We start from the raw sequence: 24,123 nt of genomic DNA on the forward strand, positions 1-24,123 counted from the left end.
GGGTGTGGATGCAAGTGATTTTTTTGCGGCGCAATAAAAGAATGTGCGTGAGAGGTCACATATCGGTCAGTTTCGCGCCATGTGGCGGGGCGCTGCTTACCGTGTCCGGCGTCATGATCTCGGCGCTGCGATCAAGCGCGAAGGTTTCGCGCATCCGGCGTTTCTCCCGGGCGACCAGAACCAGAAGTGCAATAAAATAACCGGTTTGCAGAATGACGGCGCAGATGAGGGTCTGGATGAATGCCGTATAGAACGACCCCTGGATGAAATATGTAGCGACCGCAAAGGCAAGCAATGCACCAATCATGCTGAAAAATACACGAGGTGCATACATGGTGCTCTCCTCCCGAGAACGATTTCTCCGTTTTTGGCTGCGCTGCGGCATTTTTTTTCTTTGCAAGAATATACGATGAGACCGGTGTTGTTTCAACACACATATACTTCTTCTATCTCCCACGGCATGAAATTTCGGTAATCTTGATTGGTAAATTCCTTGGTAATCGGCGATTTGCCCGGATCGGTGTCCTCCGCCAGCGCAGATTCTTGCGTCTGACAGGCTGCAGAACCCGTCCCTGCAAGGCGTTAGCGGCCTTCTCTCCTGCATAGCAGACTTCGTTAACCATCCAGCCTTTAAAAAGTCGGTATTGATTCCTCGAAGAGCAAGGTGCCCGCGTGACGACGAATTCGGAAGTAATCGCCTTTCCGGCAAAGAACCGTATTGCCAACGTAAAACGGTGCGCAACCATGCTCGACCGGTTGCATGGTGTGGAGGCGAATGATTTCTGGCGCAGGGAGTGCCGTGAACTGGCCGCCTATCTGACGGGCCTCGGCTATGAGGACGCCGCCATGCGGCGCGAGGTCATGGAGTTTCAAAATGCGGTGCAGGCGGAGTTGTGGGCGGGGGATGCCACGCCCGAGGCGCGCCGCGACAGCCATTGAGGCTTTAAAAGTTTCCCATAAAAAAGCCGGCAGGTGTCGCACCGCCGGCTTTTCTGTTCGTATCTGTTTTTGATCAGGATGCGCCGGCACCGCGCGTGCGGGCAATGCCGTCGAGCGCGGGCTTATATTTCGGATCAAGCCGTGCCGCATGCGAATAGGACTTTGCGGCTTTCGCCATCTCGCCGCGGCGCTCATAGACCAGTGCCTGGTTGGCCCATGATTCTGCGACGTTGCCATCAAGCGAAATGGCGTGGTTGAAATCGGCGAAAGCGTTTTCGTCGTCGTTCAGCGCGACATAGGAAAGGCCACGGCCGTTATAGGGTTCCGGCGAGGTTGAGGACAGCGAGATGGCCTTGGAGAAGTCCTCGATGGCCTGGGCATGCTGGTTGCGCAGCTGGTAGATCAGGCCACGATTGTGCCACGCGCGGCCATCGGTGGTTTCGAGTTCGATGGCGCGGGAGAAGTCGTTGAAAGCTTCGTTGACGCGGCCGGACTGGCGGTAAAGATTGCCACGGCCGATCAGGGCTACGTCATAGCTCGCATTGATCTGTAAAGCCGCGTTGTAATCCTGCAAGGCCTGCTGCTGCTGGCCGGAATTGCGATACACTAGCGCGCGGTTGGCATAGGCCTGATAAAAGCGCGGGTTCAGTTGCAGCGCCTTGTTGAAATCCTCGATGGCGCGGCGCGAATCGCCGGCGCGGCCGTAAGCCGAGCCACGAACGTTATAGCCTTCCGGATCCTGCGGATTGGCGTTGATGACCGAGGTGAGCGAGGCAATGTTTTCCTGCGAGCCCTGGGCACGGTCGATCCTGAAGACATCGTCAGTCTGGTTGGACGTAGCGCAGCCGGAAAGACCGGCAAGGACGGTACAGACGACAAGGGAAACACGGAATCTCTTGTTGTTTTTCAGGAGCACCCGGCGCGTGGAGGCATCGGAGTTTTTCACAACACAGGCATCAACAGCGGTCATTCGGTGGGGGTTCCCTCGCAGGCCGGTCTCAAGATCATTCTCCGGCCACAAACACAAAGAGCGGCGGCGAATTGATCGCCCCCGCCCAACAAGCATTCAAAAACGTCCAAAAGACGGCCTATTAACGGCCTGCGCGCGGAGCTGCAACCAGACCTTCGCGCTGTGCGCGCTTGCGTGCCAGCTTGCGAACGCGACGAACAGCTTCAGCCTTTTCGCGGGCGCGCTTCTGGGAAGGCTTTTCGTAATAATCGCGCATTTTCATTTCACGGAAAATGCCTTCGCGCTGCATCTTTTTCTTGAGAGCGCGAAGCGCCTGATCAACGTTATTGTCGCGGACTAGTACCTGCACGTGAAACCCGTTCCTTTTGTTTGGTTGTCTTGCTGTGAGAATAAAGGCATTCGCACGCAAATAAAATCGTTCGTTCGGCCGTCGAGCCTAGCGATTGGTGACGTGCAATATCAGAACATTTGCAGCAAGTCCATACGGTACCGCATATTCAACAGCCAAAATCCAGCTATCCCGGCATTCTGCCTGCAATGTCGAAACAAAAGCATTGCGGCGTCGCAAAATGGATATTGCCTCCGATGCCGATTTGCCATGTGTATAATATGTGCCGGAGCTATGCTTTCGGCTTCTGGCCGGTTCTTGAGGAGCAGACTGCGAATGCGCAAATATTCCGTTTTTGCCGTGGCGCGCGAGGCGTTGCGGGGTCATAAGGGGTGGGATGCGCAATGGGCGTCGCCCGAGCCGCGCAAGGAATATGACGTCATCATCATCGGTGGCGGCGGCCACGGTCTTGGGGCCGCCTATTATCTTGCCAAGGAACACGGCATTACCAATATAGCGGTGCTGGAAAAGGGCTGGCTAGGCGGTGGCAATACCGGCCGCAACACCACCATCATCCGCTCCAATTATCTCTATGAAGAGAGCATGGATATCTACGAGCATTCCCTGAAATTATGGGAAGGCCTGAGCCAGGATCTCAATTACAACGTCATGTATTCGGCGCGCGGCGTTATGATGCTGTCGCACAATATTCACGACCAGCAGTCCTTCAAGCGCCATATCAATGCCAACCGTCTCTATGGCATCGACAATGAATGGCTGACGCCGGAACAAGCCAAGGCCTATTGCCCGCCACTCGAGATTTCCGGCAATGCGCGTTATCCGATCAACGGTGCTGCCCTCCAGCGGCGCGGCGGCACGGCGCGTCACGATGCGGTGGCCTGGGGATATGCGCGTGCGGCTTCCGATCGCGGCGTGCACATTATCCAGAATTGCGAAGTCACGGCCATCAGGCGCGGACCTGATGGCGCGGTCACGGGCGTCGAGACCAATCGCGGTTTCATTGGCGCAAAGAAAATCGGCGTTTCCGCCGCCGGCCACTCCTCCGTTCTGATGAAAATGGCGGATGTGCGTGTGCCTCTGCATTCCAACCCGTTACAGGCGCTGGTATCAGAGCCGCTGAAGCCGATCTTCCCCTGTGTCGTCATGTCCAATACGGTGCATGCCTATATCTCCCAGTCGGACAAGGGCGAGCTGGTCATCGGTGCTGGCACCGACCAGTATAATTCCTACTCCCAGACTGGCGGCCTGCAGATCATCACGCATACGCTTGACGCCATCTGCGAGCTGTTCCCGATTTTCCGCCGCGTCAAGATGATGCGCCAATGGGGCGGCATTACCGACAACACACCCGATCGCTCCGCCATTCAGAGTGTGACGCCGGTGCCAAATCTCTTTGTCAATTGCGGCTGGGGCACGGGCGGTTTCAAGGCGACGCCGGGCTCGGCCAATCTGTTTGCGCATCTCATCGCGCGCGGCGAACCGCACCGTCTGGCGGCGGGGCTGACGCTCGATCGTTTCCGCACCGGACGCCTCATCGACGAGGCCGCTGCCGCCGCCGTGGCGCACTGATGCTGGCGGCGGTTATGCTTTCGGCAAACATGGGTGTTGCGGCGGCGGTCGTGCCGGCGGGCAATCTCATCCCCGAGATGGGGGATTTTCGTAGCCAGAAAATCCAGAGAATGCAGGGTGAACGCGACTGGCCTTTCGTGGCGGAAAAAGGCCTTTTGCTCTGCGCGCCGAGTCTCGCGGACAAGCTGGTCTATTTCGTCGGCGAGAAGGAAAATGGTGCGCAGGACGAGCCCTTCGCGATCGACACCGACATGATGGCGGTTGCCATCATCAATATGGGTCGGGCCTCGGCGCTGAAACCATTCGATAATTTCGAGCAGCTCTTGAAGCGGCTTTCCCCCTTCGTTGCGATGGGAAAGCGGCTGTGTGACCAACCCGCCGGAAGCATGCTTCCGGAAAGTTCTCTTTGAAGGTGGAGCCACGATGCTTCTGATCCATTGCCCTTATTGCCGGGAAGACCGTTCCGAACTCGAATTTCGCTGGGCGGGCGAAGCCCATATCGCCCGGCCGGAAAACATTGCCGATATTTCGGACGAGGCCTTTGCCGAATATTTCTTCATTCGCGACAATGACAAAGGTCTCGTTTTCGAGCGCTGGCGCCACATTCACGGTTGCGGCCGCTTTTTCAACGCCGCGCGCGATTCCGTCAGCGACAAATTCCTGATGACCTACAAGGCAGGCGAGCCGAAACCGGATGCCGACGCGGTTCTTTCCGCCCAAAAGGGAGCTGCGCAATGAGCGGCGATTATCGTATCAAGGGCGCCGGTCGCCTGACACCTGCCAGAACGGCACGCTTCACCTTCGACGGCAAGATCTATCAGGCGCTGGAAGGCGACACCGTTGCATCCGCACTTCTGGCGAATGGCGTGCATCTGATTGGCCGTTCGTTCAAATATCACCGGCCGCGCGGTTTCCTTTCCGCCGGCCCGGAGGAGCCGAATGCGCTGATCGACGTGTCGCGTGACAGCCTGCGCAAGCAGCCGAATGTGCGCGCCACGGTGCAGGATGTATTCGACGGCGCCATCATCGCCTCGCAGAACCGCTTTCCGTCGCTGTCCTTCGATATCAGTGCGATCAACGATTTCCTGTCGCCGATGTTTGCGGCTGGTTTCTACTATAAGACGTTCATGTGGCCGAAGGCCGCGTGGCACAAGATTTATGAACCGATCATCCGTCGCGCAGCCGGTCTCGGCAAGGCGCCGACCGAGCCGGATGCGGATCATTATTCCGGCCGCTATGCCCATTGCGACGTGCTGGTGGCCGGTGGCGGTGTGGCCGGGCTGACAGCGGCGCTCACCGCTGCAAAAACTGGCGCCAGCGTCATTCTGGTTGATGAGAATGCCGAAGTTGGCGGCGCGCTGCGTTTTGATACCGGTGCGGTCATCGACGGCCTGTCCGGATATGACTGGGCGCAAAAAGTTTTGACTGAACTGAAATCGCTGCCCAATGTGCGTGTTCTGACCCGCACGACAGCGTTCGGTTATTACAACCACAATTTCGTGGCGCTGGCCGAGCGTGTGACCGATCACCTCGCCACGCCGGCCAAACACCAGCCACGTGAAAGACTGTGGCAGGTCCGCTCCAAGAAGGTCGTTCTGGCGGCAGGCGCGATCGAGCGGCACATGGTCTTTGCCAATAATGATCGTCCCGGCATCATGCTGGCTTCTGCTGCGCGCATCTATCTCAACCATTACGGCGTGACCGTCGGCAATAATGTCGGTGTCTACACAGCCCATGATTCTGCCTATGAGACGGCATTCGATCTCAAGAAAGCGGGTGTGAAGATCGCCGCTATCGTGGATTGCCGCGAGAACCCCGATCGGCAGCTGCTGGACGAGGCGCGGGCGCTGGGCATCGAGGTACTGGCGGGTCACAGTGTTTACGATACGTCAGGGCGGCTGCGCGTTTCTTCCATGAGCGTTGGCCGCAATGGCGGCTCTAACAAGCGCAAGATCGCCATCGACGCGCTCGTCGTTTCGGCGGGCTGGACGCCTTCGGTGCATCTCTTCTCGCAATCGCGCGGCAAGCTGAAGTTTGACGCGGCAAACCAGCGGTTCCTGCCTGACATCCATGTGCAGAATTGTGTGTCAGTCGGCGCCTGCAACGGCACGGACGATCTCGCCGCATTGATCGCCGAGGCTGCTGCCGCAGGTGGCGGTGCAGCGGAATTCTCCGGTGAGAATGCGCGCGCCTGGACCGGCGGCATGATCGGCGCTGCGGAAGGGGCAGGCGAAGGCACCGGCGTCAAGGCCTTCATCGATTTCCAGCACGATGTCTGCGCCAAGGATATTCGCCTGGCCGTGCGTGAAGGCATGCATTCGGTCGAGCATATCAAGCGCTTCACCACCAATGGCATGGCGTCCGATCAGGGCAAGATGTCCAACATGCATGGCCTTGCCATTGCCTCGGAAGCGCTTGGGCGGGATCTGCCGAAGGTCGGTCTCACCACTTTCCGCCAACCCTATACGCCGGTCACCTTCGGCACGCTCATCAACCATTCGCGCGGTGCGCTGTTCGACCCGACCCGAAAGACGCCGATGCATGACGAAGAGGCTGCGGCAGGCGCCCTTTTCGAGGATGTCGGCAACTGGAAGCGCGCATGGTTCTTCCCGCGCGGCGGTGAGGATATGCACGAGGCGCTCAACCGCGAATGCAAGACGGTGCGGACAAGCGTCGGCGTGTTCGATGCCTCCACGCTCGGCAAGATCGAGGTGGTCGGCCCCGATGCGGCTAAGTTCCTGAACCTCATCTACACAAATGCCTGGGACACACTGAAACCCGGCCGTTGCCGCTATGGCATCATGACGCGCGAGGACGGTTTCGTTTACGATGACGGTGTTGTCGGTCGTCTTTCCGAGGACCGTTTCCATGTGACGACGACGACGGGCGGCGCACCGCGCGTTCTCCAGCACATGGAGGATTATCTCCAGACCGAATTCCCCGAGCTGAATGTCTGGCTGACATCGGCGACCGAACAATGGGCGGTGATTGCGGTGCAGGGACCGAAAGCGCGCGAGGTGATCGCGCCTTTCGTCGAGGGTATCGATATTTCGCCCGAAGCCTTCCCGCATATGGCGGTCGCGGAAGGCACCTTCTGCGGTGTGCCCACGCGTCTCTTCCGTGTATCATTCACGGGTGAGCTTGGTTTCGAAATCAACGTTCCGGCCGATTACGGCGCTGCCGTCTGGACCGCGATCCGTGAACGGGCCGAAGCGGTGGGCGGATGCCTTTATGGCACCGAGACCATGCACATCCTGCGTGCCGAAAAGGGTTACATCATCGTCGGACAGGATACCGACGGCACCGTGACGCCTGACGATGCCGGGCTTGCCTGGGCCGTTTCCAAGAAGAAGACGGATTTCGTCGGTATTCGCGGTCTGAAACGCCCGGATCTCATGCGCTCCGGTCGAAAGCAGCTTGTGGGCCTCAAGACGAAGGACCGGCTGACTGTTCCCGAAGAGGGTGGCCAGATCGTTGCTGATCCAAACCAGCCGAAACCCATGACCATGCTCGGCCATGTCACTTCCGCCTACTGGTCGGAAAATCTCGGCCACTCCATCGCCTTTGCGCTGGTGGCGGATGGCAGGGCGCGCATAGGCGAAACGCTCTACATCCCGCTTGCCGATAAAACAATTGCCGTCGAAGTGACCGACATGGTCTTCCTCGACAAGGAAGGAGCCCGTCTCAATGGCTGACACACTTCACGCAAAACGCAAATCCGTACTCGAGGATTTCCACGGTGGTTCGCCCTTCGTCTCGCTGAAGCCCGCCGCCTCGGCGTCGCGGCTGTCGCTGCGCGCAAGGGAAAGCGCACTGCCGGCCCTCTCGGATGCACTCGGCCTGTTATTGCCCAACAGCCCGAAAAGCTCTGTCACATCGGGTTTGCGCTCCGCTCTCTGGCTTGGTCCGGACGAATGGCTGGTGATCGATCAGGGCGAAAGCGACCTGATGGCGGCGCTCGCCACCGTTCCCGGCCTGTTTTCGGCGACCGACGTTTCCCACCGCAACACGGCTGTCATCGTTTCCGGCCCCGGCGCGGAGGTAGCCCTGAACGCCGGTTGCCCGCAGGATCTGTCTATCGCACAGTTCCCGATCGGCGCCTGCTCGCGAACGGTTTTCGGCAAGGCGGAAGTGGTGCTGCTGCGCGTGGCTGACGATACGTTCCGGGTAGAGTGCTGGCGCTCCTTCGCCGAATATGTAGGCGGCCTGTTGCAGGAAGCGGCGCAGGATGTGGCGGTCTAGCTTTTCCACCCCTGCCATTCCACCCATCGCCCATGGAAATCGGCGCGGCCGATTTCTTGTTTCTTACCGGTCGGCCAGATTTGCAGGGTGATTGCGGCGCTTCCCGGCGTCGTATCTGCCTCCATCTGCAGGCGGGCAAGCGGAGCCTCAGGGGTGGCACGGCTTCCAGCCTCGGCGATCAGCGTTTCGCCTGCCTCTTTCAGCGCATCGGGCAGATATTGCCAGGCGACGGAATGGTAGACCACATGGGCAGCGCCCGAATGTTGCGCGGCAAGGCGGCGTTGCAGCCAGTCAATTGCGTCAGCCTTTTCAACGTGCAAGCCGTTCTCCACCGCAATACGCAGGGCGGCCGCCGTGCGCTCCAGCCTGTCGGTCTGATCGGCCCAGACATATGACATCAGCCGCAACCGGTCCTCGGCAGACGACGGATCGAGTGGGTTAAGATCGCAGCCGGCGCGCTCGATGACCTCTATCCGCTTGTCGGGCGGGGTGTCTCCGCGCCATTCCGGCGACATGGACACTTCGGATTGCCTGCCCCAGGCAAGATCGCCAAGACGATACTGGTAGCGGTCAAATTGCAGGTTCAGGCCGGCGCTGGCGCCGACCTCTGAAAGGACCAGCGGCTTGCCCAAAAGCTCCGCAATGGAAAGAAAACCCGGCAGCAGCACAGCGGAACGGCGGACTTCGTTGGTCTGCGGCGGCGATTTCAGTCTTTCGAGGATGAAGCCCGAATGGAAGCGCAAGGCACTTGCGCAAGCCTGCCAGAGCGCATTCTCGTCTTCGGGTGCTATATCGACAAGAGGAGCGATCTTGTCCTCGATGACAAGCGCATGCAGGGCACCGGCAAGCCGCAGTGGGACGGAATCGCCGGACGGGCCGACATCGCCAGGCCAGGACAAGATCATCTCGCCAACGTCAGTCTGGCGATCCAGCCGCGCCGCCACCGCGCGGCAAAGCCGTGCGGTAAAGGGCGAACCGAGGCTGTCGCAGGCTCTTGCCTGTGCGAGAAACGCGTCTCTTACGGCTTCATCATGCATTGGGCCGTCTCCTTTGCGCAGTTTGGCGTTACTTTGCCAGACTGGCCTCGCCGTTGACGAGGGCTTGATCATCAAAACCAAAATTGCGCATCATCACACCGTGCTCGTCTGATCCGATATAACAAAGGAGCGCCGCATCGACCGCGCTCTGGAGTTCCCGGTCGGATTGGCGGAAAGCAAATGCGCCTGAGGCTGCTGGTCTCTCTTTCGGTAAAACGGAGACAACTTCCAAATCGAGCTCTGGATTTTGCTGCATAAAACCGAGATGGGCCATGGCCACGCTGGCATAGGCGTCGGCACGCCCATCCAATACGGCCTGAGCGGCCTCGTCGTAGGTCTCGCAAATGAGAATGCGGTCATCGGGCACGCCCGCTTCCATAATTGCGCGATGTTGGATCTGATCACGGATCGCGACCAGCGTACATTCCGGATTTTTTGCTGCCGATGCGTATCCGTCCAGATCTCTGAGGTTGCCCTTCCTCACCAACAGTCCATCAGGCAACGCCCAGATGGGATGGCTGAACGTCACGATCTTTCTGCGTTCAGCGGTATCGAAGAGGCCAGTAGTCATATCCCAAAGGTTTTCGTTCAGCCCAGGCAACAATTGCGAGAATTCGGTTTCGATGAATTCAATGTCATGAATACCGATCATGGCTAGAATGACTCGCGCCAACTCCACATCGCACCCGGTCACATCGCCGCATTCGTTCCTGTAGTTGAACGGAGGTTCTATCAAATATGCGAATCTCACAGACACTCCGATCTCAAATTGGGATTTACTTCGCCATCAGGCGTCTTGCGGCCTGTCCTCGGGGTTGAACTGGGTGATGGTTGTCCAGCGGGCAGTGAGCGCCGGTTTTTTCTCGTTTTCTATCTCCACCGTCACATCATAGGTCGTTACCAGCATGGCGGCGCCGCGAAACCGCGCCTCGGCCAAAGTGAAACGGCCACGCACCCGTGCTCCGCTTTTGACCGGCGTGACGAAGCGGACGGCGTCAAAGCCGTAGTTGATGCCCATGGTCGTTTCGCGAATGCGGGGCAGGGCATCGTAATTCAGAGCCGAAAGCAGCGAGAGCGTCAGGAACCCATGCGCGATAGTGCCGCCAAAGGGGCTTTCCGCCTTGGCGCGTTCCGGGTCGGTGTGGATGAACTGTTCGTCCAGCGTCGCTTTTGCGAAGGCGTCGATCATTGTCTGGTCGACGGTGATCCAGTCGGAAACGCCCAGCTCCGTGCCGACGAAATTTTTCATTTCCGCCAGCGCTATTTCCTTTGCCATGTTACCTCTTCTCGATTGCCTTTCGGAACTTATAAAGGTGCCGGGGCCAAGCGATCAACCGCGCAGATAAAACACTACCGAGCGGGCAGGCAGGAAGGCCGGATTGCCGAAATCCGTGCCGATCGCTTGCCAGTCGTCGCCCGGCAGGGTGAAGGGCACGATCTCATGGCTGCGGTTGATGAGCACGGCAAGCTCCGCGTCGTTTTCGGTCTCGTGGTCCGGCGTGGCAAGCACCATGGCGAAAGCCGGCATGTCCGGCCTTTCCCATTCCGCGACCGTCATCGGTTCTCCGCCGGGGGCAAGCCATGTCACATCGCCGTTGCCGGAGAAAAACTCGGTTTGCGAAAACACGCCGAAGCGTTTGCGAAGTGCTGCAAGAAATGCCGTGTGGTCAGTCAGCTCCTGGGAGAGCGACGACCAGTCGACCCACGTTATCTCGTTGTCCTGGCAATAGGCATTGTTATTGCCATGCTGGCTGCGGCCACCCTCATCGCCGGCGGTCAGCATCAATGTGCCGCGACTGACGAAGAGCGTGGAAAGCAGCGCTTTCACATCCGCGTGGCGGGCGGCCACGACGGCAGGATCGTCCGTCAATCCCTCTAAACCATTGTTCCAGGAATGATTTTCATTATGCCCGTCGCGATTGTTCTCGCCGTTTTTCTCATTGTGCTTGTGTTCGTGGCTGACGAGATCGAACAGGGTGAAACCGTCATGGGCGGCAAGGAAATTGACGCTGCGGCTTTTTGCACGTCCATGGCGGGAAAAGATCGGCGAAGAGCCGGAAAGCGCATTGGCCAGCGCCCCGGTCGTTCCCGCATCGCCGCGCCAGAACCGGCGCATGTCGTCGCGGGCGCGGTCGTTCCATTCCAGAAAGCTCTCCGGAAAATTGCCGAGCTGATAGCCGCCGGGGCCGATATCCCATGGTTCGGCGATCAGCACGCGGTCGTATAGTACCGGGTCAGAGTGCATGGCGGCAAGCGTTTCGCTGGCCATGTCGAAGCCACTAGCCGTTCGTCCCAATATGGGCGCGAGATCGAAACGGAAGCCATCGATACCGGCATTGAGAACGAAATGCCTGAGGGATCGATAATGAGCTGGCGCACATAGGGATGATCGCAGGCCACCGTGTTGCCGGTGCCGGTGTCATTGACCAGCACGCCCGGCTTTCCTTCCGGGTGACGGAAAGCGGTGAGATTGTCCAGTCCGCGCAAAGACAGGATGGAGCCTTCGCTGTCGCTTTCACCCGTATGGTTGAAGACCAGATCGAGAATGACGCCAATGCCTTGCGCGTGCAGGGCTGCAACCGTGTCGCGCAGCTCCCGCACTCCGCCGGGGCAGAGGCGCGGATCGAGCGCCATGAAGCCAACGGGGTTGTATCCCCATGCATTGGAAAGGCCAAGCGGCGGCAGGTGGCGCTCGTCGATCCAGGCGGTGATCGGCATCAGCTCCACCGCATCGACACCGATTTTTTTCAAATGCGCGATAATGGCAGGATGAGCCAACGCTGCCACCGTGCCTCTCAGCTCTTCCGGCACGGCAGGATGCAATTTGGTGAAGGATTTAACCGCGAGTTCGTAAATCAGCCCGCCTTCGGCAAAGCGTGGCGGCTGGCGCCTGACCTGCTCATATTGCGACAGGATCGCCTTCGGCACGATCGCGCCCGTGTCTTCGCCATAGGCTAAAAGCGCGGCATCATGCCGGAACGGCCGGTCTATCTCCGTGGCATAGGGGTCGAGCAGCAGTTTTGCGGGGTCGAACCACAAGCCATGTTCGGGAGCGTAAATACCGTCGGCGCGGTAGCCATATCGCGCACCGGGGCCGGCCTCGGCAACTGTCAGCCGGTGAATGTCATTCTCATCGCGCCTCATTGGCAAACGCACCGTCTCTTTTTCGCCCGTCGCATCAAAAAGGCAAAGGTCGATTTGTGAGGCGTGCCGGGAATAGACCGCAAATTCCGTTCCGTTTTCCGTCTGGGTTACGCCTTTGGGGAAAACGGCTGGTTTCTGCATGGTCTCTCTCTCCGGAAGATGATGATATCGAGTCTGGCGGGGAGGTTAGTCAGTAACCTCAGGCGGCCTCATGGCCGCCTGCCAAGTTTTTCGCTATGCCCGTTGCCGGAAACGGTGCGTGCAATGCAAAACCTTACGTGATGACGGTCGGTTCGTTGCGGCCGGTATGGGCCTTGATGCCGGCGATCGTATCGGCAACGGAAATAAGGTCGGCAAGCGCCGCCTGCGTTTCGATGCCGTGACGGGCCGCATCCGGCTCATAGCGCTCGACGTAAAGTCTGAGCGTTGCGCCCGCAGTGCCCGTGCCGGAAAGGCGCAGCACGATGCGCGAACCACCTTCGAACAGGATGCGGATACCCTGGTTCTTGCTGACGGACTGGTCCACCGGGTCGAGATAGGCGAAATCATCAGCAGCTGCGACCTTAAGATTGCCGTAGCTGGTGCCGGGAAGTGTTGCGAGTTTTTCGCGCAGGATGGCCACCAGCGTGTTTGCGGCGTCCGAATCCACTTCCTCATAATCGTGGCGGGAATAATAGTTGCGCCCATATTCGGCCCAGTGCTTGGTAACGATGTCCTTCACGCTTTCCTTGCGGGCGGCGACAATGTTCAGCCAGTAGAGCACGGCCCACAGGCCATCCTTTTCGCGCACGTGGTTGGAGCCGGTGCCGAAGCTCTCCTCACCGCAGATTGTAACCTTGCCGGCATCCATGAGATTGCCGAAAAATTTCCAGCCGGTTGGCGTCTCGTACATGCCAAGCCCAAGCTTTTCGGCGACGCGGTCGGCTGCGGCACTTGTCGGCATGGAACGGGCGATGCCGGAAATGCCGGCGGCATAACCGGGCGCGAGCCGCGCATTGGCGGCGATGATCGCCAGGCTGTCGGACGGGGTGACAAACATGCCCTTGCCGACCACCATGTTGCGGTCGCCGTCGCCATCCGACGCCGCGCCGAAATCGGGACCTTCCGGGCTCATGACATCGTCGTAAAGCTCCTTGGCGTGCACCAGGTTCGGGTCGGGGTGGTGGCCGCCGAAATCGGGCAGCGGCGTTGCGTTGCGGACCGAGCCCTTCGGCGCGCCGAGACGCTTTTCGATGATTTCCACGGCATAGGGGCCGGTGACGGCACTCATGGAATCGACGACAACTTTGAAGCCGCCGGCAATCAGGGCGCGGATGGCGGCAAAATCGAACAGTTCTTCCATCAAAGCGGCATAATCGGCGACCGGATCGATGACGTCGACCGTCAGTTCATCCACCTTGAAGCTGCCCACCTTGTCGAGATCGACGTCTGCAGCGTCGGAAATCTTGTAGCTTTCGATGACCTTCGAGCGGGCATAGATCGCGTCGGTGATCTTTTCCGGCGCTGGGCCGCCATTGCCGATATTGTATTTGATGCCGAAATCTTCGGTCGGGCCACCAGGATTATGGCTGGCGGAAAGCACGATGCCGCCGAAGGCTTTGTATTTGCGGATGATATTGGAGGCGGCGGGAGTGGAGAGAATGCCGCCCTGACCGACCAGCACCTTGCCGAAACCGGCGGCGGCCGCCATCTTGATCGCCTTCTGGATGACTTCGCGGTTGTAATAACGGCCATCGCCGCCGATCACCAGCGTCTGGCCCTGAAAGCCCTCAAGCGAGTCGAAGATCGACTGGATGAAGTTTTCGGCATAATTTTCCTGGGCGAAGACGGGCACCTTCTTGCGCAGGCCGGATGTGCCCGGCTTCTGATCCTGAAAGGGTGTCGTCTGAACGGTCTTGATCATTGTTTCAATGGCCTCTCGAAATAAGCTGGCTGTAAAGCGCGGCATAGAGCGCAGCGCTTTTTTCCCAGGAAACATCGGATTTCATGCCGAGTTTCTGCATTTGTGTCCAAAGTTTCGGGTCGTGATAATAACGCACGGTGCGGCGGATCGCCTGTTTCAGACCGTCGACCGTGACGGGTGAGAATTGTACACCGGTCGCCGATTTATTGGCGATGGCGGCATGGTTGGCGTCGATCACCGTATCGGCAAGGCCGCCGGTTCGGGCAACCACGGGAACGCAGCCATAACGCAGCGCGTAAAGCTGGGTAAGGCCGCAGGGCTCGAAGCGCGAGGGGATGATGATCGCATCGCAACCCGCCTGCATCAGATGCGACAGCGGCTCATTATAACCGATGGCGACACCGACGCGGCCATGGTGGCGGGATGCCGCAGCCAGAAGCGCGCCTTCCAGCGCCACATCGCCGGCGCCCAGCACGACCAGACGGCCGCCGAGCGAAACGATCTCGTCCACGGCTTCCGCCATGAGATCGATGCCCTTCTGCCAGGTCAGCCGGGAGATGACGCAGAAAAGCGGGCTGTCATCCTGGTCGATGCGGAAATGTTCTGCGACGGCCTTCTTGTTCAGCGCGCGGTTCTTGAGATTGGTGACGGAATAGTTGTCGTGGATCAGATGGTCGGTGGCCGGGTTCCAGACATCGGCGTCAATGCCGTTGACGATACCGTGCAGCACATGGGCGCGGCTGCCGATCACCCCTTGCAGCCCCATTCCGAATTCCGCGGTCAGGATTTCTTCCGCATAGGATGGGCTGACCGTGCTGAGCGCGGTTGCCGTCTGCAAGCCGCCCTTGAGGAAGCTGACATCGTTATAATATTCGATGCCTTCCATGCCGAAGGCGTGGGCGGGCAATTCGAGCTTGCTGAAGATATTGGCCCCGAACTGACCCTGAAAAGCAATGTTGTGGATGGTGAGAAGGCTCGGGATCTCTGGCGTTTCGGCATAACGCATATAGACCGGGGTCATCGCTGCCTGCCAGTCATGGGCGTGCACCATATCCGGCCGCCAGCCGGGAAGCACACCGGCGCCGATTCGTGCAGCTGCCAGCGAGAGCGCCGCAAAGCGCTTCCAGTTATCAGGATAATCCTTGCCGGTCTGGCCGAGATAGGGGCCGCCGGAACGCTCGTAATAGGCGGGCGCGTCAAGGATCAGAAGGTCTAGCCCCTCATGTTGGACTTCGAGCAGATCGGCCTTTTCGCCAAGAAGATCGGTGAACTCAAAACATTTGACGGGGTCCGTCACGGCGGCTTTCACCGCCGGATATCCGGGTATCAATGTGCGCGTTCTCACGCCATAGGCTTCGAGCGCGATGGGGAGGGCGCCGGTAACGTCGGCGAGCCCTCCGGTCTTGATCAGGGGATAAATTTCGGATGAAACCGAAAGGACATTCATGGGCTCTACAGGTCCAGCTTGTCGATCATCGATTGGGTGATAAGGCAAATGCCGTTTTCCGTGCGGCGGAAACGTTTGGCATCCAGTTCGGGGTCTTCTCCTACAATCAGTCCTTCCGGAATGACCACTCCATGGTCGATGACGACGTTGCTGAGCTGGGCGTGGCGCCCGATCTTTACACTCGGCAGTACTACGGCATTCTCAAGGCGGGAGTATGAATTGGCGCGCACGCCTGTGAACAGAAGGCTACGGTTGAGGGCGGCGCCGGAAATGATGCAATCGCCTGACACAACCGACGACACGGCAGAACCGCGGCGGTCCTCATCGTCATGCACGAATTTCGCCGGCGGAGTGATTTCTGCATAGGTCCAGATCGGCCAGGACTTGTCATAGATATCGAGGTCAGGCACCACATCCGTCAGGTCGATATTGGCCTGCCAATAGGCATCGATGGTTCCGACATCGCGCCAGTATGGTCCGTGCTCGAAATCCGAACGCACGCAGGAGTCCGCAAAACGGTGGGCGACGGCTTTGCCGTGCTGGACAATGTAGGGAATGATGTCCTTGCCGAAGTCGCGGCTGGAGGTGGGGTCGGCGGCATCGCGACGCAGCGCTTCCATCAGGAATTTCGTATGGAAGACGTAGATCCCCATCGAGGCAAGCGCGAAATTCTCATTGCCGGGAATGCCGGGCGGATCGGCCGGCTTTTCGATGAAGTCGATGATCTCGTCTTTTTCGTTCACATGCATCACGCCGAAGCCCGACGCTTCCTTGCGTGGCACTTCAAGGCAACCGATCGTTACATCCGCGCCGGAATCGACATGCTGTTGCAGCATGTATTCGTAGTCCATCTTGTAAATATGGTCGCCGGCCAGAATGACCATATATTCAGGCGCATAGGGCTCGATGATGTCGATGTTCTGGTAAACGGCGTCGGCGGTGCCTTCGTACCATTGCGTTTCGGACACGCGCTGCGAGGCCGGCAGAATGTCAAAGCTTTCGTTACGCTCTGGACGGAAGAAGTCCCAGCCGCGTTGCAGGTGGCGGATGAGGGAGTGAGCCTTGTATTGCGTGGCGACGCCGATGCGGCGAATGCCGGAATTCAGCGCGTTCGAAAGTGCAAAATCGATAATGCGGGCCTTACCGCCAAAATAAACCGCTGGTTTTGCCCGGCGGTCTGTCAATTCCTTCAAACGGCTTCCTCTACCGCCCGCGAGAACATAGGCCATTGCATCACGCGCCAGGGGCTGAACTCTTTTTTCCGACATGGTTGTCCTCCCGTTCTGTCTGTCAGTTTTCCGGTTCGAGCATGATCGTTGCCAAGGGCGGCAGGACGAGCATCGCCCCGATTTCCCCACCGGCATTGACCGCCTGAACGCGTCCGCCATTTCCCTTGCCGCTGCCGCCATAAATTTCGGCATCGGTGTTGAGAATCTCCCGCCACCGCCCCGCAACAGGAAGCGGCACATAATAGTTTTCCCGGTAGACCGGGGTCAGATTGCAGATAACCGCAACCGGTTTTTCGCCGGGCGCCGAGCGCAGCCAGGCGAAGACCGAGTTTTCGTGATCATCGACCACCAGCCACTGGAAACCTTCGGGTTCGCAGTCACGGGCGTGCAGAGCGGCTTTCGAACGGTAGGTGAGGTTGAGATCGCGCACGAGGCGGCGCATACCCTCATGCATCGGATATTGGCGAAGGTTCCAGTCGAGCGATCCCTTTTCGCTCCATTCGCTCCACTGGGCGAACTCCTGCCCCATGAACAGCAGCTTCTTGCCGGGATAGCCCCACATGAAGCCGTAATAGGACCGGAGATTGGCAAATTTCTGCCAGTCGTCGCCGGACATCTTGGCGATCAACGATCCCTTGCCGTGCACTACTTCGTCATGGGAAAGCGGCAGCACGAAATTTTCGGTGAAGGCATAAAGAAGGCCGAATGTCAGTTCCTGATGGTGGAACTTGCGGTGCACCGGCTCACGCGAGAAATAGCTCAGCGTGTCGTGCATGAAACCCATATTCCATTTGAAGCCGAAACCGAGGCCGCCCTCGTGAACCGGCTGCGACACTTTCGGCCAGGAGGTGGATTCTTCAGCAATGGTCATGACGCCCGGATGGGTGCCGTAGACGAGCGAGTTCATCTTCTGCAGGAAGCGGACGGATTCCAGGTTCTCGCGCCCGCCATATTCGTTGGGGATCCACTCGCCTTCCTTGCGGGAATAATCGAGATAGAGCATCGAGGCGACGGCATCGACGCGCAATCCATCGAGATGGAATTTTTCGGCCCAATAAAGCGCGTTGTTGACGAGGTAGGACAATACCTCGATGCGCCCGAAATTGTAGATGGCCGTGTTCCAGTCGGGGTGAAAACCCTGGCGCGGGTCGGCATGTTCGTAAAGCGCTGTCCCGTCAAACAGGCCCAGGCCGTGCTCGTCGGTTGGAAAATGCGCAGGAACCCAGTCGAGGATCACGCCGATGCCGACCTTGTGGGCGCCGTTGACGAAGCGGGCGAAACCTTCCGGATCGCCGAAACGGGCGGTCGGGGCATAAAGCCCGGTCGTCTGGTAACCCCAGGACGGATCGTAGGGATGTTCGGTGATCGGCAGAAACTCGATATGGGTGAAGCCCATATCCGTGCAATAGGGAATGAGCTGGGTGGCCATTTCGTCCCAGCTTAGGAAGGTGCCGTCCTCGCGACGCCGCCAGGAACCGGCGTGCACCTCGTAAATGCTGATCGGCTGCCGGCGCTGGTCCACTTGCGCCCAATGTTCCCGGTGGGCCTGATCTTCCCATTTCTGCGCCAGTTCTGGTGCGGTGACGGAGGCGTTCTTCGGCCGCAGTTCACCACGCCGTGCATAGGGGTCGGCCTTCAGCGGTAGAAGCTCGCCGTTTGCGCCGAGAATCTCGAATTTATAGGCGCAGCCGGCATAGACGTCAGGTGCGAAAATTTCCCAGATGCCGGTATCCTTGCGGAAGCGCATCACATGCCGTCGACCATCCCAATTGTTGAAATCGCCGACGACGGAGACGCGCCGCGCATTGGGAGCCCAGACGGCGAAGTGGAAACCTTCGACGCCTTCAAGCTTGAGCGGATGAGCGCCCATCTTGTCGAACAGTCGCAGATGCGATCCCTCGCGGACGAAATAATCGTCCATCGGTCCAAGAACCGGACCAAAGCTGTAGGGGTCGGTCACCGCCCATTCCGCATCGTCGCGACAGGCGCGATAACGCACCGGCTGACGCGAGGTGAGATCGACCGGGCCTTCGAAGAAACCCTCCGGATCGAGCTGCTTCAGTTCGCCGACGAAAGATCCGTCCAGTGTGAGGACAGATACTTCTTCAGCCCCCGGAATGAAACACCGTGCAGAAAAACCTCCCGGCGTTTCGTGAACGCCGAGAAGTGCAAAGGGGTTGGAATGCAAACCGCTCTTGATCGCCTCGATTTCAGCCTTCGTGATTTCGCCAGTCTTTTTCTCTTCGGCCGAATTGAGCGGTTTTTTCATCAGGCTCTCCAGATATCGGCGGCGTATTGCCGGATCGTCCTGTCGGACGAGAACCAGCCCATACGCGCCGTGTTACGGACTGTTTTCGCATACCAGCTTTCCGGATCGCTCCAGATCGCATCCACCTTGCGCTGCGCTTCGGCGTAGGCGTCGAAGTCGGCCGCGACCATGAACCAGTCGCTGTTGTAAATGCCGTCGATCAGCCCGGCAAAGCGGGAGCGGTCGTCGGGTGAGAATACGCCAGAGGCGATGGATGACAGCGCCTGCGACAGTTCCACCGACTGTTCAATAATCGCGCGGGGGTTGTGGCCCTCGGCGCGCGCTTTCGACACCTCTTCCGCCGTCATGCCGAAGATGACGATGTTGTCCTCGCCGACATGTTCGAGCATTTCGACGTTCGCACCATCAAGCGTGCCGATGGTGAGCGCGCCGTTCAGCGCAAACTTCATGTTGCCGGTGCCCGAGGCTTCCATGCCAGCCGTCGAGATCTGTTCGGACAGATCGGCGGCCGGAACCATGATTTCCGCAAGCGAGACGTTGTAGTTCGGAATAAACACCACTTTCAGAAGCCCGCGCACGGCCGGATCGTTGTTGATGACCCGGGCAATATCGTTGGCAAGTTTTATGATCAGCTTCGCGTTGTGATAACTCGGCGCTGCCTTGCCTGCGAAGAACTTAACGCGCGGTACCCAATCCAGTTCCGGGTGAGAACGGATCTGGTCGTAAAGCGCCACCGTTTCGATAAGGTTCAGAAGCTGGCGCTTGTATTCATGGATGCGCTTGATCTGGATATCGAACATGGCCGAGGGATCGACACGGATGCCCATGCGTTGCGCCACCGTATTGGCAAGCCGCACCTTGTTCAGACGCTTCACTTCGGCAAATTTTTCGCGGAAACCGGCATCGTCGGCGAAGCGGTCGAGCGCTGTCAGCTTTTCCGCATCGTCGAGGAAATCGTCGCCGATCGCTTCCCGGATCAATCCGGTCAGGCCGGGGTTGCACTGCATCAGCCAGCGGCGCGGGGTGATGCCGTTGGTCTTGTTGTTGATGCGCTCGGGATAAAGGCTGTGCAGGTCGGCAAAGACCGTTTCCTTCATCAGTTCGGTATGAAGTGCCGAGACACCGTTGATGGAATGCGAGCCGATGAAGGCGAGATTGCCCATGCGCACGCGCCGCTCACCGTTTTCGTCGATCAGCGAGATGGACCGGATCTGCTGATCCGGCATCTTCTTTTCCTTGCGTGCGTAGACCAGCGTATTGGCATTGATCGCATAGACGATCTGCATGTGCCTCGGCAAAAGCCGCTCGAGCAGCGGTACGGGCCAGCTTTCCAGCGCTTCCGGCAAAAGCGTGTGGTTGGTGTAGGAGAAGGTGCCCTGCGTGATCTTCCAGGCTTCGTCGAATTCAAGGCCGTGGACATCGCATAGCAGGCGCATCATTTCGCAGATGGAAATGGCCGGATGCGTGTCGTTGAGCTGGATCGAAACCTTGTCGGGCAGCGAGGTGAAATCCGGATATTGCTGCAGGTGACGGCGCAGAATGTCCTGCAGGGAGGCAGAGGAGAAGAAAAACTCCTGCCGCAGACGCAATTCCTGGCCGGCTGGGGTCGCATCGGCGGGGTAGAGAACGCGCGTCAGGCTTTCGGCCTTGTTGCTTTCCCGCAGCGCGCCGATGTGGTCGCCGGCATTGAAGGCGGCAAGCAGAATTGGATCGATAGGCTGCGCCGACCATAGGCGCAAGGTGTTGACGCGGGTGCCTCGCCAGCCGACGACAGGCGTGTCGTAAGCCATTGCAATGACGCGTTCGGCAGGTTTCCAGACGAAGCGCTGCGGCTCCTCATATCCACCGATGGTTTCCACCGATCCGCCAAAGCCGATTTCATACGAGCTTTCGCGACGTTCGAATTCCCAGGGATTGCCGTGCGCCAGCCACGTCTCCGGCAATTCCACCTGCCATCCGTCCGCCATCTGCTGGCGGAAAAGGCCGTGCACATAACGGATGCCGTAGCCATAGGCGGGAATATCGACGGTTGCCATCGATTCCATGAAACAGGCAGCGAGACGGCCAAGACCGCCGTTGCCAAGTGCCGCATCCGGTTCCAGTCCGGCAATGACATCGAGATCGACGCCGAGCGAAGAAAGCGCGTCCCTGATTTCGTGCATCAGCCCGATATTGGAGATCGCATCGCGCATCAGGCGACCGATCAGAAACTCGAGCGACAGGTAATAAACGCGCTTGGAATTGTTGGCATAGGCCTTGCGGGTGGAGGCCATCCACTTGTCGATGATGCGGTCACGAACGACGAGAATGGTCGCGGTCAGCCAGTCATGCGGCTTGGCAACTTTTACGTCCTTGCCGATACGGTAGGTGAGGCGCTCGATGATTTCCGCTGCCATGATTTCCGGGTTGGAACTGCGCGGGGCGGGACGGGGAAGATCGGCGGCGTTTAGATTATTGATCATTGGTCGGTCAGCACCTTGGTGGGAGGAGAGGGTCTGATGAGGTCGATCCGGTTTGCCTTTACTGATGCCAGTTTATGCATCGATATGGAGGCGTGGCAACAGCATTTTTTGTGGAAATTTGAACAGCTTAGGGTAATGAAAAATAACACTTTTTCTTCAGCGTCCTGAGGATCGCCAAAGGCATTGCCTGCCCATTGTCCGTCATTCATGAACGGGTTTGCATGGTCGTTGCGATGCAGGGCATCGTTCAAGAAAGGGAGAGGGGCTGCAACACTTCTGAAATGGTTCACCGGTCCTGAAATCTGTTTCGGTCTATCGGATCACACACTAGCCTTCGCGGCGGAGATAATTCAATGAAAATAAACACGACGCTGCCGCAGCCGCGCCCACCGGTGGCGGCCAAACTGAAAAAAATGGCCTCGGCCGTCATGAAATGCGACGTCTACGGCAGGGAAAAAGGTTCAGTGGTCATACCGCCGGCGCGGATCGTCACCCGGGTATTTGGCGGCACCGCACACCATGGGGTGCAATCGAAGGAAAAGGGTTCCGAGCTTAGCGCGATGCCCTCTTCAAGCCCGCGCCAGTAAAGCGTTGGCGGCTTGTCGTCGCTTGACCAGCGGAAGGCGTGCAGGCAATCGCCATCCATCAGCACGGCGCTGAACCGCAACGCGGAAGAAACACCCGCCGCGACCATCTTTTCCAGGCAGAGGCGCAGCGCGGTGGAAATGGCCCGAACCGGGTCCGCATCAAGGCCGTGGCCGGCGGCAATCAGGAAGATGGCTTCGCTGTCGCCGGTGCCGCGCCGGGCGGAATAAATATCATCGGGTATGAGGGAATCAATGTCGCGCCTGATCTGCTCGTAGCCGCCGATCTGGCCGTTATGCATGAACAGATATTGACCATGCGCAAAGGGGTGGCAATTGGCACGGGATACTTCGCCTGATGTGGCGGAGCGGACGTGGGCCATGAACATGCCCGAGCGAAGCTGGTGGCAAAGGGCGGCCAGATTGGCGTCGGACCAGGCGGGTCTGGTGTCGCGAAAAACGCCGGGCGTTCCGCGCTCGCCATACCAGCCAAGACCGCAACCGTCGCCATTGACGACGGTTTTAGCTTCCCTTGCGGCCATGGACTGGCTGACCAGCGACGCTTCCGGCTCGATCAGAAGACTGTCGAGCCAGACCGGTTTACCGGAATAGGCAAAAAGGCGGCACATTCATGCAGCTCTGTTCAGGGCCTTGTTTCCGAGCGCGAAGCCGACAGCGGCCTGGGCGTGAATGGCGGTCGAATCGTAACCCGGCAAAGGCAGGGCATCGGGATCGATCAGCAGGGAAATTTCGGTGCAGCCGAGAATGACGGAATCGACGCCGAGCGCACGGGCTTTCTCGATGACCGACATGTAGCGCTCGCGCGAGCACGACTTGATCTCGCCCTGGCACAATTCGCCAAAGATGATGTCGTGGATGGCGGCCCTGTCATCCGCATCGGGCACGACCACATCGACGCCGTGGCGGCGCATGCGGTCGGTGTAGAAGCCATGTTCCATCGTGTAGCGCGTGGCGAGCAGAAGCGGCTTGCGGCGTCCATCCGCCTTCAATGCGGTGGCAGTTTCATCAATGATGTCGATGAGAGTGACGCCCGACATTTTTTCAACGGTTTCCGCAACGAGGTGCATGGTGTTGGTGCAGATCAGCACACAATCGGCACCCGCATTGGCAAGACGCGCACCCGCAGCGCCCAAAAGCGCGCCGGCCTCATCCCAGCGGTCAGCCTTCTGAAGGGCGACAACCTCGGAAAAATCGAGCGAATGCATGACGATATCGGCCGATACTAGCCCACCGCGGATGTCACGAACGGCCTCGTTGATCATGCGATAATAGGTTGCGGTGGATTCCCAGCTCATGCCGCCGATCAGACCGACCCGTTTCATAGGCGTTCCCTTATAAAAGTTTGATTGATGACAAGAATGCCATTGCCGCGATGAAAACGGCATGCGTTTTTTCAGGGATTTAGAAGGCAGATTGCAAATTCTGGGCGTGTATTATGCTCAGCTCGCAAATTTCTTGCGCCACTACGTTAACTGATGCATTCTTGAGCAATGATTGACGACCGTGACCGCCGAATCCTTGCGATTCTCCAGGAGAATGCAGAAACACCTCTCGCCGATATTGCGGATGAGGTGTCGTTATCGCTTTCCGCCTGTTCCCGCCGTATCACGCGTCTGCGTGCGGAAGGATATGTGACCGGCACAATGGCGCTGCTCGACCGGCGGAAAATCAACCTGCCGACCACGGTTTTCCTGCTCGTGAGAACCGGCCTGCATGCGGAGGACTGGCTGGACCGGTTCCACGCCGCCGTCAGCACCATACCGGAGATCGTCGAGGTGCACCGGCTGACCGGCAATTTCGATTATATTCTGAAACTCGTGCTGCCAAATGTCGAATATTACGACACCATCTACAAACAGATCCTCCGGCGGGTCGAGCTTTACGACATGTCCGCCTATATCTCCATGGAGACGGTGAAGCTGTCGTCTTCACTCCCGACGACGCATATCTGATCGCAA

The 24,123-nt window shown here is 58.7% G+C and carries 20 protein-coding genes and 1 pseudogene; 7 read left to right on the forward strand and 14 right to left on the reverse strand.

What is annotated here, in order from left to right; translation table 11 throughout:
• Positions 1-55 precede the first annotated feature (55 nt).
• A complete protein-coding gene (locus RBH71_RS09330; RefSeq protein WP_004431765.1) occupies positions 56-334 on the reverse strand; it encodes an exopolysaccharide production repressor protein in 279 nt (92 codons plus the stop codon).
• 338 nt (positions 335-672) lie between these two features.
• On the opposite strand from RBH71_RS09330, the gene RBH71_RS09335 reads away from it, so the two are divergent.
• Complete coding sequence (locus RBH71_RS09335) at positions 673-939, forward strand: DUF6074 family protein (RefSeq protein WP_004431768.1); 267 nt, start codon at positions 673-675, stop codon at positions 937-939.
• A 73-nt stretch (positions 940-1,012) separates the two neighbouring features.
• Here the strand turns inward: RBH71_RS09335 and RBH71_RS09340 are convergent, their stop codons facing one another.
• Positions 1,013-1,909, reverse strand: a complete 897-nt coding sequence (locus tag RBH71_RS09340; RefSeq protein ID WP_004431770.1) for a tetratricopeptide repeat protein — start codon at positions 1,907-1,909, stop codon at positions 1,013-1,015.
• A 121-nt stretch (positions 1,910-2,030) separates the two neighbouring features.
• The gene (gene rpsU, locus RBH71_RS09345) at positions 2,031-2,258 is read right to left on the reverse strand and encodes a 30S ribosomal protein S21 (RefSeq protein WP_003498359.1); all 228 of its coding nucleotides are present in this window, start codon (positions 2,256-2,258) and stop codon (positions 2,031-2,033) included.
• A 315-nt stretch (positions 2,259-2,573) separates the two neighbouring features.
• Here rpsU and RBH71_RS09350 point away from each other — a divergent pair, with 315 nt between their 5' ends.
• The 5 genes from RBH71_RS09350 to RBH71_RS09370 are packed head-to-tail and all read left to right on the forward strand — an operon-like array spanning position 2,574 to position 8,069.
• Positions 2,574-3,827 carry a sarcosine oxidase subunit beta family protein gene (locus tag RBH71_RS09350; RefSeq protein WP_004431781.1) on the forward strand — a complete coding sequence of 418 codons (1,254 nt, stop codon included), beginning with the start codon at positions 2,574-2,576 and terminating at the stop codon, positions 3,825-3,827.
• Positions 3,827-4,237: a hypothetical protein gene (locus RBH71_RS09355; RefSeq protein ID WP_004431784.1), complete on the forward strand. Its 411-nt coding sequence runs from the start codon at positions 3,827-3,829 to the stop codon at positions 4,235-4,237. Before RBH71_RS09350 ends, RBH71_RS09355 begins: the two co-directional genes overlap by 1 nt.
• A gap of 13 nt (positions 4,238-4,250) precedes the next feature.
• Positions 4,251-4,565: a sarcosine oxidase subunit delta gene (locus tag RBH71_RS09360; protein ID WP_004431787.1), complete on the forward strand. Its 315-nt coding sequence runs from the start codon at positions 4,251-4,253 to the stop codon at positions 4,563-4,565.
• On the forward strand, positions 4,562-7,522 hold the full coding sequence (locus RBH71_RS09365) for a sarcosine oxidase subunit alpha (protein WP_323687261.1): 2,961 nt from the start codon (positions 4,562-4,564) through the stop codon (positions 7,520-7,522). Before RBH71_RS09360 ends, RBH71_RS09365 begins: the two co-directional genes overlap by 4 nt.
• Complete coding sequence (locus tag RBH71_RS09370) at positions 7,515-8,069, forward strand: sarcosine oxidase subunit gamma (protein ID WP_004431791.1); 555 nt, start codon at positions 7,515-7,517, stop codon at positions 8,067-8,069. The genes RBH71_RS09365 and RBH71_RS09370 overlap by 8 nt, the downstream gene beginning before the upstream one ends.
• On the opposite strand, the gene RBH71_RS09375 is transcribed toward RBH71_RS09370, so the two are convergent.
• The 11 genes and pseudogenes from RBH71_RS09375 to RBH71_RS09425 form a co-directional block, all read right to left on the reverse strand.
• Positions 8,066-9,106 (reverse strand): DUF2332 domain-containing protein, encoded by a 1,041-nt coding sequence (locus RBH71_RS09375; protein WP_004431794.1) that lies wholly within the window; start codon positions 9,104-9,106, stop codon positions 8,066-8,068. The genes RBH71_RS09370 and RBH71_RS09375 overlap by 4 nt on opposite strands.
• A gap of 28 nt (positions 9,107-9,134) precedes the next feature.
• Positions 9,135-9,863, reverse strand: coding sequence for a transporter substrate-binding domain-containing protein (locus RBH71_RS09380; RefSeq protein WP_323687262.1), 729 nt, complete (start codon positions 9,861-9,863; stop codon positions 9,135-9,137).
• A gap of 30 nt (positions 9,864-9,893) precedes the next feature.
• Entirely contained in the window at positions 9,894-10,382 is a 489-nt protein-coding gene (locus tag RBH71_RS09385) for a MaoC family dehydratase (protein ID WP_004431798.1), read from the reverse strand.
• Between the two features lie 54 nt (positions 10,383-10,436).
• A pseudogene (glgX, locus tag RBH71_RS09390) lies at positions 10,437-12,391 on the reverse strand (glycogen debranching protein GlgX).
• A 133-nt stretch (positions 12,392-12,524) separates the two neighbouring features.
• Positions 12,525-14,153 carry an alpha-D-glucose phosphate-specific phosphoglucomutase gene (locus tag RBH71_RS09395; RefSeq protein ID WP_111801369.1) on the reverse strand — a complete coding sequence of 543 codons (1,629 nt, stop codon included), beginning with the start codon at positions 14,151-14,153 and terminating at the stop codon, positions 12,525-12,527.
• Between the two features lie 4 nt (positions 14,154-14,157).
• Positions 14,158-15,600, reverse strand: a complete 1,443-nt coding sequence (glgA, locus tag RBH71_RS09400) for a glycogen synthase GlgA (RefSeq protein WP_111801368.1) — start codon at positions 15,598-15,600, stop codon at positions 14,158-14,160.
• 5 nt (positions 15,601-15,605) lie between these two features.
• On the reverse strand, positions 15,606-16,868 hold the full coding sequence (glgC, locus tag RBH71_RS09405) for a glucose-1-phosphate adenylyltransferase (protein WP_004431809.1): 1,263 nt from the start codon (positions 16,866-16,868) through the stop codon (positions 15,606-15,608).
• A 22-nt stretch (positions 16,869-16,890) separates the two neighbouring features.
• Positions 16,891-19,098: a 1,4-alpha-glucan branching protein GlgB gene (gene glgB, locus RBH71_RS09410; RefSeq protein ID WP_019566535.1), complete on the reverse strand. Its 2,208-nt coding sequence runs from the start codon at positions 19,096-19,098 to the stop codon at positions 16,891-16,893.
• Complete coding sequence (locus RBH71_RS09415) at positions 19,098-21,560, reverse strand: glycogen/starch/alpha-glucan phosphorylase (RefSeq protein WP_004431815.1); 2,463 nt, start codon at positions 21,558-21,560, stop codon at positions 19,098-19,100. The genes glgB and RBH71_RS09415 overlap by 1 nt, the downstream gene beginning before the upstream one ends.
• 442 nt (positions 21,561-22,002) lie before the next feature.
• Positions 22,003-22,773, reverse strand: coding sequence for a class II glutamine amidotransferase (locus RBH71_RS09420; RefSeq protein ID WP_111801367.1), 771 nt, complete (start codon positions 22,771-22,773; stop codon positions 22,003-22,005).
• Positions 22,774-23,487: an aspartate/glutamate racemase family protein gene (locus RBH71_RS09425; RefSeq protein ID WP_111801366.1), complete on the reverse strand. Its 714-nt coding sequence runs from the start codon at positions 23,485-23,487 to the stop codon at positions 22,774-22,776.
• Between the two features lie 168 nt (positions 23,488-23,655).
• On the opposite strand from RBH71_RS09425, the gene RBH71_RS09430 reads away from it, so the two are divergent.
• On the forward strand, positions 23,656-24,117 hold the full coding sequence (locus RBH71_RS09430; protein WP_003498392.1) for an Lrp/AsnC family transcriptional regulator: 462 nt from the start codon (positions 23,656-23,658) through the stop codon (positions 24,115-24,117).
• Positions 24,118-24,123 lie beyond the last annotated feature (6 nt).

This window comes from Rhizobium sp. AN68 (assembly GCF_030758035.1).
Taxonomy (GTDB): domain Bacteria; phylum Pseudomonadota; class Alphaproteobacteria; order Rhizobiales; family Rhizobiaceae; genus Agrobacterium; species Agrobacterium tumefaciens.

Bases quoted from the DNA above. Each gene is read 5' to 3' on its own strand.
- RBH71_RS09420 (WP_111801367.1), bottom strand. From the start codon at position 22,773: ATGTGCCGCCTTTTTGCCTATTCCGGTAAACCGGTCTGGCTCGACAGT.
- RBH71_RS09330 (WP_004431765.1), bottom strand. From the start codon at position 334: ATGTATGCACCTCGTGTATTTTTCAGCATGATTGGTGCATTGCTTGCC.
- RBH71_RS09415 (WP_004431815.1), bottom strand. From the start codon at position 21,560: ATGATCAATAATCTAAACGCCGCCGATCTTCCCCGTCCCGCCCCGCGC.
- RBH71_RS09355 (WP_004431784.1), top strand. From the start codon at position 3,827: ATGCTGGCGGCGGTTATGCTTTCGGCAAACATGGGTGTTGCGGCGGCG.
- glgA (WP_111801368.1), bottom strand. From the start codon at position 15,600: ATGAATGTCCTTTCGGTTTCATCCGAAATTTATCCCCTGATCAAGACC.
- RBH71_RS09370 (WP_004431791.1), top strand. From the start codon at position 7,515: ATGGCTGACACACTTCACGCAAAACGCAAATCCGTACTCGAGGATTTC.
- RBH71_RS09350 (WP_004431781.1), top strand. From the start codon at position 2,574: ATGCGCAAATATTCCGTTTTTGCCGTGGCGCGCGAGGCGTTGCGGGGT.
- glgC (WP_004431809.1), bottom strand. From the start codon at position 16,868: ATGTCGGAAAAAAGAGTTCAGCCCCTGGCGCGTGATGCAATGGCCTAT.
- RBH71_RS09360 (WP_004431787.1), top strand. From the start codon at position 4,251: ATGCTTCTGATCCATTGCCCTTATTGCCGGGAAGACCGTTCCGAACTC.
- RBH71_RS09375 (WP_004431794.1), bottom strand. From the start codon at position 9,106: ATGCATGATGAAGCCGTAAGAGACGCGTTTCTCGCACAGGCAAGAGCC.
- RBH71_RS09365 (WP_323687261.1), top strand. From the start codon at position 4,562: ATGAGCGGCGATTATCGTATCAAGGGCGCCGGTCGCCTGACACCTGCC.
- RBH71_RS09395 (WP_111801369.1), bottom strand. From the start codon at position 14,153: ATGATCAAGACCGTTCAGACGACACCCTTTCAGGATCAGAAGCCGGGC.
- RBH71_RS09430 (WP_003498392.1), top strand. From the start codon at position 23,656: ATGATTGACGACCGTGACCGCCGAATCCTTGCGATTCTCCAGGAGAAT.
- RBH71_RS09385 (WP_004431798.1), bottom strand. From the start codon at position 10,382: ATGGCAAAGGAAATAGCGCTGGCGGAAATGAAAAATTTCGTCGGCACG.
- RBH71_RS09425 (WP_111801366.1), bottom strand. From the start codon at position 23,487: ATGAAACGGGTCGGTCTGATCGGCGGCATGAGCTGGGAATCCACCGCA.
- glgB (WP_019566535.1), bottom strand. From the start codon at position 19,098: ATGAAAAAACCGCTCAATTCGGCCGAAGAGAAAAAGACTGGCGAAATC.
- RBH71_RS09340 (WP_004431770.1), bottom strand. From the start codon at position 1,909: ATGACCGCTGTTGATGCCTGTGTTGTGAAAAACTCCGATGCCTCCACG.